The organism is Synergistaceae bacterium (assembly GCA_021372895.1).
Lineage (GTDB): Bacteria > Synergistota > Synergistia > Synergistales > Synergistaceae > JAJFTP01.
Window position 1 is genome coordinate 25,419 of sequence record JAJFTP010000097.1, and the last position, 9,935, is coordinate 35,353.

9 protein-coding genes are annotated in these 9,935 nt (G+C 49.2%); 6 read left to right on the plus strand and 3 right to left on the minus strand.

The window, feature by feature from the left end; genetic code table 11:
- Positions 1 to 214: 214 nt before the first annotated feature.
- The 5 genes from LLF78_08800 (at position 215) to LLF78_08820 (ending at position 4,744) form a co-directional block, all read left to right on the plus strand.
- Positions 215 to 1,078 (plus strand): branched-chain amino acid ABC transporter permease, encoded by an 864-nt coding sequence (locus LLF78_08800; protein MCE5202588.1) that lies wholly within the window; start codon positions 215 to 217, stop codon positions 1,076 to 1,078.
- 13 nt (positions 1,079 to 1,091) lie between these two features.
- Positions 1,092 to 2,000: a branched-chain amino acid ABC transporter permease gene (locus LLF78_08805; protein ID MCE5202589.1), complete on the plus strand. Its 909-nt coding sequence runs from the start codon at positions 1,092 to 1,094 to the stop codon at positions 1,998 to 2,000.
- Positions 1,993 to 2,760, plus strand: coding sequence for an ABC transporter ATP-binding protein (locus tag LLF78_08810; GenBank protein ID MCE5202590.1), 768 nt, complete (start codon positions 1,993 to 1,995; stop codon positions 2,758 to 2,760). Before LLF78_08805 ends, LLF78_08810 begins: the two co-directional genes overlap by 8 nt.
- Positions 2,750 to 3,454, plus strand: coding sequence for an ABC transporter ATP-binding protein (locus tag LLF78_08815; GenBank protein MCE5202591.1), 705 nt, complete (start codon positions 2,750 to 2,752; stop codon positions 3,452 to 3,454). The genes LLF78_08810 and LLF78_08815 overlap by 11 nt, the downstream gene beginning before the upstream one ends.
- Positions 3,455 to 3,577: 123 nt before the next feature.
- Positions 3,578 to 4,744, plus strand: a complete 1,167-nt coding sequence (locus LLF78_08820; GenBank protein MCE5202592.1) for an ABC transporter substrate-binding protein — start codon at positions 3,578 to 3,580, stop codon at positions 4,742 to 4,744.
- A 120-nt stretch (positions 4,745 to 4,864) separates the two neighbouring features.
- Here LLF78_08820 and LLF78_08825 read toward each other — a convergent pair whose 3' ends face one another.
- The 3 genes from LLF78_08825 to LLF78_08835 all read right to left on the minus strand — a co-directional run bounded on the left by LLF78_08825 (position 4,865) and on the right by LLF78_08835 (position 8,978).
- Positions 4,865 to 5,983: a nitronate monooxygenase family protein gene (locus tag LLF78_08825; GenBank protein ID MCE5202593.1), complete on the minus strand. Its 1,119-nt coding sequence runs from the start codon at positions 5,981 to 5,983 to the stop codon at positions 4,865 to 4,867.
- 131 nt (positions 5,984 to 6,114) lie between these two features.
- On the minus strand, positions 6,115 to 7,455 hold the full coding sequence (locus LLF78_08830) for an MATE family efflux transporter (protein MCE5202594.1): 1,341 nt from the start codon (positions 7,453 to 7,455) through the stop codon (positions 6,115 to 6,117).
- A gap of 77 nt (positions 7,456 to 7,532) precedes the next feature.
- Positions 7,533 to 8,978: a hypothetical protein gene (locus LLF78_08835; GenBank protein MCE5202595.1), complete on the minus strand. Its 1,446-nt coding sequence runs from the start codon at positions 8,976 to 8,978 to the stop codon at positions 7,533 to 7,535.
- Between the two features lie 235 nt (positions 8,979 to 9,213).
- Here LLF78_08835 and LLF78_08840 point away from each other — a divergent pair, with 235 nt between their 5' ends.
- On the plus strand, positions 9,214 to 9,927 hold the full coding sequence (locus LLF78_08840) for an FCD domain-containing protein (protein MCE5202596.1): 714 nt from the start codon (positions 9,214 to 9,216) through the stop codon (positions 9,925 to 9,927).
- Positions 9,928 to 9,935 lie beyond the last annotated feature (8 nt).

The window sequence follows — 9,935 nt, forward strand, 5'->3', positions numbered from 1 at the left end:
TTTATGTAGAAATTCCGTAAAACACGTTAAGAGTTATACCAGCTTTTAGTTTTTTCGACTGCTAACGGCTTGCAGCTGCGGAATGCATTTTCCGTGGCGTCTGTCTGTTTTGATTTTTCATGGGGAAAAAGTAACATTATTTACGGTTACTTTTTTGCTGAAAAGGACTAAAATTACGGCACTTACGTAGATACAATTGGGGGAAATTATAAAGATGCAGCTATTTATTGAACAAGCACTGAACGGTCTGGCCGCAGGAGGAATGTACGCTCTGATCACCCTCGGGCTGGCTCTTATTTACGGTGTAATGAAAATACTTCACGTTGCCCACGCTTCGGTTTATACAGTCGGAGCTTATATGGGCCTTTACTTATTCACTCTAACCGGAAATATTTTTCTCGCTGCTCTTGGCAGCATGGTTTTTTGTGCGTGCCTCGGCGTTCTTATAGAACGTTTCATATATTTCCCGCTTCTTAAATATCCTCCCTATGTTCCGCTGATAAGCAGCATAGCGATACTTATAGCGATCGAAGAGCTCTGCAGACTCGTAGCCGGCCCCGAAGTCCGCACTTTTTCAGCAAAACTTCCTTTTCCTGCGGTCGTGATCGGCAACTTTACAATATCCTCCGCTCTCGTCACCGTTTACTGCGTCTCTTTGACAGTTTTCATTTTGCTCTGGCTGCTGATGACAAAGACAGAACTGGGGCTTGCTATGCGCGCAGTATCTCAGGATATGGAAACAGCCTCGGCGCTTGGCGTAAACACCCAGGTGACTGTGGCTCTGACATTCGTTATAGGATCTGCCATTGCAGCCATAGCGGGAATATTGGTCGGTATATACTATAACCAGGTTTATCCAATGATGGGAGAGGTTCCGGCATACAAGACTCTGGCTTTAATAGTCGTCGGCGGTATGGGATCAGCATCCGGCGCCGTGATCGCGTCGTTTCTTCTGGGCCTTGCGGAGACATTCCTTATCGGCTACGCCAACATTCCGATGCCGCGTGATGCCCTGGCTTTCATCGCCATGATCATTATTCTTATGTGGCGACCGACCGGACTCATGGGAAAACGGTAGGAGAGGGACTATCATGAGCAGTTATATGATAAGTGTCGCAACACAGATAATAATCCAGGCCATTGCCGCCTGCGGGCTGAACGTCATAGTCGGATACGCGGGACAGATATCTCTGGGACACGCCGCGTTCGTGGGGATAGGCGCCTACTCAAATGCGATGCTCACTACAGCGGGAGGACTTACTTTCTGGCAGGCTCTTCCGATTTCACTTCTCATTGTCGGACTTGTCGGGCTTCTATGCGGACTTCCCAGCCTTCGCGTCAAAGAGGACTTCCTTGCGATAACTACGATTGGCATCAACTTTATCGTCGTCGCCATTTTCCAATATACTCCGGCACTTGGCGGAGCACTCGGCATCGGCGGGATCCCACGCGTCCGGCTGTTCAGCATGGCGCTTAATGGGCAGGGGTTTTTCATTCTCTGTCTTGTCTGTCTAGCTATAGTTATGATGACATGTTGGTTCTTTACCAAGTCATGGACAGGACTTTCATGCTTCGCCGTGCGAGAAGAGGAGACAGCTGCATCTAGCATGGGGGTATCGCCTGTCAGGGCGAAATTGACTGCTTTTGTGCTCGGGACGATTATGGCGGGGCTTTCAGGAGCTCTTTATGCCCACTACATGCGTTTTATCAATGCGGATTCCTTTTCGTTCACGTTCTCTGTCACGCTGCTCTCAATCGCCGTAGCAGGAGGTCTGGGCACATTCTGGGGACCGCTTGTTGGCGCTGTCGTACTTGGAGTGCTTCCCGAGATATTCAGGCCTCTGGTAGACTACCGTATGTTACTCTACGCAACGTTGCTGCTGATGATGATCCGTTTTCTCCCGGGAGGACTTCTTGGCGGCGTCTCTGTAATGTCGCGCAAGAACCTTAAGATTAAAAAAGATAAGCTCGCGGCAAAGGGGGATGGCAAAGTTGAGTGATATTTTGGTTTCTGTGAAGAACCTGTCCATCCATTTTGGCGGGCTTAAGGCAGTGGATGATGTCAGTTTCGACATACACCATCGCGAAATACTTGGACTTCTTGGACCAAACGGAGCCGGCAAGACTACATGCTTCAACATGATATCCGGCGTATATAAACCCACCTCCGGCGGGATATTCCTTGACGGACTCAGAACGGACGGGCTTCCCCCGCACAAGATGGCATCTCTCGGAGTAGGCAGGACATTCCAGGTTGTAAAACCCTTCAGCGGGCTCACTGTCGAGGAAAACGTGATAGTAGCGCTTGGTATGCCGCTGTACGGCCATTTTATAGGTTCGTGGAAGTTCTGGAACACAGGTAAAAACAAGGCTGCCGCACAAAAAGTACTGGAAACAGTCGGACTGTTAAACGAGGCAGATACCAAGGCAGGGATGCTTCCGCTAGGCAACCTGCGCAAGCTTGAGTTAGCGCGCGCATTAGCTCTTGATCCACGCCTCCTGCTGCTTGACGAATGCTTCTCCGGGCTCCGTCAGGAGGAAATACGCATAATAGAAAACCTGATCCGCAGCATAAGAGAGAGCGGAGTTTCCATCCTGTTGATTGAACATAATATGCGAGTGGCGATGGGACTTTCTGACCGCATTATAGTGCTTGACCACGGCCATAAACTCGCCGAAGGAACACCCGACGAGGTCTCATCCAACCCGGATGTCATCGAGGCATATCTTGGAAAGGGAGTTAACGGAGATGTTGCTTGAGGTTAAAGACCTTTGTGTCGCTTACGGCGATATTGAGGCTGTACACGGGATAAGCTTCGGTATAGAAAATGGAGAACTCGTCTCGATAATCGGGGCAAACGGAGCCGGCAAGACTACGACGCTGCGTGCACTTATGGGGCTTCAGCCGGTAAAGTCAGGGAGTGTCTTCTTTGACGGGGATGATATCACTCAGATCCCCCCACACAAAAGGGCTCACATGGGCATTCGTATAGTACCGGAACGGGCAAGATGTTTCCCGCAGCTTTCTGTATATGAGAACCTGCGGATGGGAGTCTATGGGATCTCTTCAACACTAAAGGGACAACTGGACACAATATATGAGCTCTTTCCGATACTTCGGGAGAGAAGCCGCCAGTCGGCCAACACACTTTCAGGCGGCGAACAGCAGCAGCTAGCTATAGCACGCGCGCTTGTCTCCTCTCCGAGGCTTCTTTTTGTCGATGAGGTGTCTATGGGACTTATGCCCAAGCTTGCGGCACAGGTCTTTGATGTGCTTAGATCCCTGAATAAAAACAAAGGGCTCACTATCCTTCTCGTCGAGCAGAATGCCCTCTCCTCGCTCAAAATCTCAGACAGGGGATATGTGCTTGAAACGGGTAATATCGTTATAGAAGGCTCTGCGCAAGAGCTTATTGAAAATAAGATGGTAAGAGCGTCATATCTGGGAATTTAAGGAAATGCCGCTGCGTTTTATCGGCGTAGTTTCAATCAGCGTCTCTTTAATAAATTTGTGTTTCTGGCGGACATTATAAGGGTCTGCCGCAAAAAAATACAGGAGGTGTTCGTTATGAAGAATATGAAGAAAGTATCAAAAATTTTGGCGCTGGTATCATGTCTGGCGCTGGTCTGCTTCTGCGGAACAGCGTTGGCAGCAGATACCATAAAGATCGGGATGCTTGCCCCGCTTACCGGCTTTGCTGCAGCTGACGGGTTCAGCGTAAATGAATCAGTCAAAATAGCAGTTGAGAAGGTAAACGCCGCGGGCGGAGTATTGGGCAAGAAGGTTGAGCTTATCTGCTACGATGATGCAGCAGATCCAAAGCAGTCTGTTCTGCTTGCAAACAAGCTTATTGAGCAGGACAAAGTGGTTGCTTTCGTGGCAGGTTCATACAGCCTTCCGACACGCGCAGTATCAGCACTCTTCAATGACGCGAAAATCCCGCTTGTCTCGGCTTACGCACTGCACCCGGACATAACTATCGGTGACTACACGTTCCGCAACGGATTCCTCGGGACGGTAGAGGGAAAGGGCGCTGCTTACACAGCAGTGAAGCTGCTTAAGGCAAAGAAGATAGCTCTTATCGTCAGCGACAATGACTTCGGCACAACTCTTACGCAGGGATTTGAGCAATATATTAAAAATCATCCGGAAGCCAAGATAGTGTCACATCAGAAATATCCGATGAGCGAGAAGGACTTCAAACCATACCTTTCAAAGATGAAGGCGGCCAACCCCGATGTCGTATTCTTCAGCGGATACTACTTCCAGACAGGTCCGGCATTGAAGCAGGCAAGGGAAATGGGTATCAACATCCAGTTCATAGGAGAAGAAGGGGCGGATTCTCCTAAGACAGCCGAGATCGCAGGCAAAGCGGCAGAGGGATTCATAATGATCACAAACCTTGACCGCGACGACAAGCGCAAAGTCGTGCAGGACTTCCTTGCAACTTATCGGAAACGCCATAAGATCGAGCCCGACATGGTCGGAGCTTCAGCATATGACGGATTTATGCTTCTCGTCGACGCAATCAAGCAGGCAAAGACAACGGATGGCACGGCGATTGCCAAGGCTCTCGCAAAAACTAAAAACTACGACGGACTGACCGGCATCATCAATGGCTTTACCAAAGAGGGCGAGGTCATAAAACCGATACAGATCCAGATAGTCAAGAACGGGCTGTTCCGTCACTATGGAGTCATAACAGATCCCAATATCATCACTCCCGTCATACCGGGCAAATAGGCAATAATTTCCTGTATAAAGAGCTCTCATAAAAATCGGCAATTCCTTGATAATAAGGAATTGCCGATTTTTGCTGTTTTTCAGATGGCGATCAAACTACTTCCGAACTAAAAATATCTGCTACAAAGCAGGTGCTGCATTCCTCATTTCTGGAAACGTGAATCCTTCGAGCAGTTCACACATAAGGTCTTTGACCTTGACTATAGAGTTGACCTTTGAGACATTGCTGCCGCAGAAGAACAGCCCGTTCTCCCAGTCTCCCTTATACGCGCTGATAAGGGCATCGGCGATACAGAAAGTCTCATGCTGGAGGCGGCAAATACAATGCGTCAGACAGTAAGTACGGCATGCCACCTTTTCAAGCACTCCGTCCAGATAGCGCTGAACCAAGGGAGACCTTATAGCCCTCCCCGGAAGTCCGCACGGACTTTTTATGACCACTATGTCCTCATCTTTTGCATCAAGGTACGCCTGCTTGAAACGGTCGGAGGCATCTCCCTCCTCTGTAGCGGCAAAGCGCGTTCCCATCTGGACACCCTTGGCACCCATTGCAAACGCATCCGCCATATCATTCCCATCCCATATTCCTCCGGCTGCAATGACAGGAATATCGTAATTGTTTTCTTTAAGATATGATACGAGCACAGGCACGACGCTTTGCAGAGAAAGCTCGGGATCCATTGCCTGCTCAGCATCACGTGCCCCGAGATGTCCGCCTGCGCAGTTAGGCGTCTCGACAACAATGGCGTCAGGCAGACGCCCGTAGTGTTTACCCCAGCGGCTTATGATAAGATGAGCCGCTTTGACGCTGCTTACAATTGGCACCAGTGCGGTATCGGGGTAATCTTGAGTCAGCTCCGGCAGCTTCAGAGGCAATCCTGCCCCTGAGACAATGATATCTATGCCTGATTCACATGAGGTCCGCACAAGCGAATCATAATCGGCCAGCGCGCACATACAGTTTACAGCAAGCACCCCGCCGTTTGAGGCCGCCCTTGCTTCTCCGATCAGCTTCCTCAGCATCGCCATGTTCTCTTTCGGTGTACAGCGTCCGTCGAAATCAGGAGAAGCAACTGCAAGACCTACAGATGCGATCGTTCCGATGCCTCCGACTGAAGCAACTGCGCCGGCAAGCCTCGGACCTGAAACCATGACCCCCATGCCTCCCTGCACGATAGGATAGAGGGGCTGATGTTTCCCAATGCGAAGAATCGGCAGCTCTTTTTTTACCTTATCCATTCAATACACCTCTGACTAAACTTTCTTAAACTATGCATTCTCCTTTTAGAATACACAATTCTACAATAATGGATATGCTATTCTGTTTTTATGTTTTTGGCAAGGGCAATTAAGCATAAAACAATAAAAGGTTACCGCACCACAAGGGCTTCAGGACTACGCAGCCATCTAAACAGTCTTTTGAGAAAAAACAATGCGAGTATGCAACCGCAGATATCACCGGTCGGAAATGACATCCATATGCCCCAGAGGCCAAAGAAGTTCGGCAGTACCATCATCGGCAGGAACATGAACACAGCGTGGCGCAGGAGAGAGAGCACCAAAGATTCTTTGGCTTTGGCCATCCCCTGAAGAGCAGCATTGGTTACTATCGGCACTCCGACAAACATGATACCCAGATAGCCTATTCTCATTCCAGGAATCCCTACTGCCAGAAGCTCCGGATCACTGCTAAAGAGCATCATCATCTGTTTCGCGAATAACTCAGCAAGTATGAAGCTCAGCACATAAAAACATGTCGAGAGCAGTATCGCTGTCTTTATTGTCTTCAAAACACGTTCCGGCTCGCCTGCTCCATAATTGTAGCCGACAATCGGCTGCGTCGCCTCCCCTATGGCCATTGCGGGAAGGAAGAGAAGAGAGTCAAGGCTGAAGAATATACCCATTGCGGAGAGTGCTATGTTTCCTCCGTACGCATGTATCATATGGTTCATAACCGTCATATAAAGGAAAAAAGAAAGTTCCACTATAAACGAAGCGCTTCCTACCGCGCAGATTTTTCTTACTACCTTAAAGCGCGGCCGCAGGAGGAAGTGCAGGCGTATTCTGAGCGGAGTATTCCCGAATAAGAAATACGCCAGGCCGCAGACAGTTGCGCAGCCTTGTGCGATGACGGTGCCCAGAGCCGCACCCTCGACACCCATCCCCATTTTCATTATGAATATCGCATCAAGAATAACATTTGAAAAAGCTCCAAGCACCTGTGTCCCCATCGCATAGCGGGGACTGCCGCAGGCACGGATCAGGGAGTTGATCCCGTGTCCAAGCAAGGCCAGCGGACCTCCGATGAGAATTATGCGCAGATAGTTTCTGGCAAGCGGCAATATCTCGTCGCTCGCACCGGAGATACGAAGAAGGAAATCAACACCGTTTATACTTAGAGCCATACCGGCAAAGCCGACAAGGGCAAGCAGCATAAAGGTGTGGGCGAGCGCCTGCTCTGCGGGATGCCGTTTTCTTGCGCCGCGAAGTATTGATACGCGGGAAGAGCCGCCTACGCTTATGAGCAACGAGAAGGCAAACATCAATATCATAGTCGGAAAAGAGAGAGTTATTGCAGCCAGGCCATTTGCACCGACAAACTGTCCGACGAAGATGCGGTCAACTATGTTGTATATAGCACCTGCGAGCATACCTATCATAGCAGGCAGAGCAAAACTCAGGAGGAGTTTCGGTATCTTCTCCTGATCCATCTGCAGATGCTTGTTATCTATCAAAACTATTGAGGCTATATCAAAAACTTCCTTTCAAAGACAACTCTATCGGCCTTCTACCTTACCCTGAGATAGAAATCTTCCTTCGAACCATCGACTTCTTTCCCTTTTTGATCAAGCGCAGAAACGTGAACAGTGACTATTCTACCGTACATTGCTTCAGGAATGTCAAAGTTATGGCAAAATTCATATATTGAATCGGCAGACCATTCAGTGCCGTCACTTCTGTAGTTTCTCGTCAGAAAAACAGACCTCTCCTCTGTAAGAAGAACTCCGTCGATCATGTCCTCGAACACATAACGTATCTTGTCTATGCGGTTTCCGATTGTAAAAGTTCCATCGTCATTTGGGGTTACCTCTGAAAGCATCGGCTGTATGGGAGTTACCACGCCATACAGAGTGAGCCGTTTTCCCCTGTCTGTCGAAACAGAATCGTACACGTCCCAATCCACACATCCGGCGCTTTCGTCCGGATAATATTTATCCCTGCCACTGCCAAGCTCTGCGCGAGTTAAAGCCACCCTGTCCCCATATTCAAACGGAACGATACGTCCTTCTTTATGTGCCATTCCGGACCATTTTTCGTATTCCAGTTCGGGTTCACCAATGTCATAGTAATAGTAGATCATCTCATCGGAATCAAGCCAGCCTTCAAAGGCTATGCGGCCAAGCTCAACATCCTGAGCTGCGCAGCATGTCTCCCTGATATTATACATGACCGCATGGACACGTCCTTCAACGTACTCCATCGCGTCATTCATACGCCACCTGACCGGGATCTCGTATGCCAGATCCGGGCTGACAGGCCAGTAACCGGGGAATGGATCCTTATATACGCGGTAGCCATGTCGGGCCGCGAACTCCTCGACCTTCTTTATGTGCTTCGCAGGAGAGAAACGAGCGAGCATTTTCTCCTGCACTGTGCCGAACATCACATCCATTTCATTTTCCGCAAGGACCTCATCGCCGGAGAGTACTGTCGTGAACACACGATAGAGATTCCATTCAAGGTCTCCTGTGCCAGCCTTGCCATAGTCAGTGTCAAAGTCTTTGGTACAGCCGCCTTGTATCAGTACGGCGAAGCTATCCTCCGTTACGACAGCCTTCACGCTGGGATCGTAGAAACTGTCAGGATCACCGTGGTGATACACAAGGTCCGGAGGGGGAAATTTCATAAGTTTCTCCCGAGGGATGTCCACCCACGGGGCCTTGCCTTTATAGCGGAAATTTATGTCTAGTTCAGGCGTTAAGCCCGTCTTTCTGTCAACACGGCTTTGAATAGTACGTACCGGGATCTTGATCCCGTCCCTCACAAGCCCCGCGATAGCCATTTCGACACGAATATCCAGAGGCTGCTCGGCGGCACTCACTCCTTCGCGGTCCAATCTGCCGATAACATAAAAGTCACGCCCAGACTCAAAAACCTGTTCGTCTACGGAAGGGGAAAGCACGGAAACCCTGACCGCCTCCGCAGGACCGCAGGCGGCTGCATTGCACAGCATCAGACAAAAGAGCGCTCCCAAGAGCTTAAACCGGTTTTTCATATCTTTTTCACCCGCAAAATATCCCAATCTATCAGCACGTATCACAAAGCACAGACCAATAATGATATAATCCAAATTGCTGAAATATATATTTACATATTACTATCAAATGATGAAAACCGTGCGGCCTGAATTTTCAAGCAATTTATACGTGAGGTCCTTAAGCCTCCGTAGTATGGGGAGTGTTTCGAAAATGATGCAGACTCAGGACGAGAACATTATATATGACATCCTACTGTTCCTTAAGGAGAACGGTAGCCCTGCCGGGGCAGGCTCCGTACAGAGACACCTTGATACAAAGGGCTACTCCATGGCAGAAGCGACAGTGGGAAGACTCTTGCGCGAAATGGACTTCCGCGGGCTGACCGAAAAACACGGCAATCAGGGGCGTACCCTATCAGAAGGCGGGCTTAAACGCCTGCGTGAACTTGAAGAGTGGAAGTGGCAGGACAAATGGACAGAAGATTTCATGGATGTCCTTGACAGTAAAGAAAAGGGACGGCTAATCGAACTTCTGACCGCAAGGCGTCCTGTGGAGATAGAGGTAGCCAAGCTGGCTGCAGAGAACGCAACAAAAGAAGATATCGATAAGTTGCGGCATATTGTGGAAGAACAGGAAGATCTTGCGCGTAAAGGTAAATCCGTCTCTCACCTGGATACGGAATTTCATCTTCTTCTTGCCAAAGCCAGCGGCAACCAGATACTCGAAGCCATCGTCGGATTGCTTCGAAAGAAACAGGAAGACGCAAATGAATTTGAAGTTATCAGGCGTAAAACCGGACATATCTATAACACCGAGCACAGAAAAATTTTTGAGGCAATAGAACAGAGGGATGCCGATATGGCCAAACTTACTATGCGCCGCCATCTTGATAATCTTATGCAGAGTGTTGAAAAAACAGAATAATCCCTTAC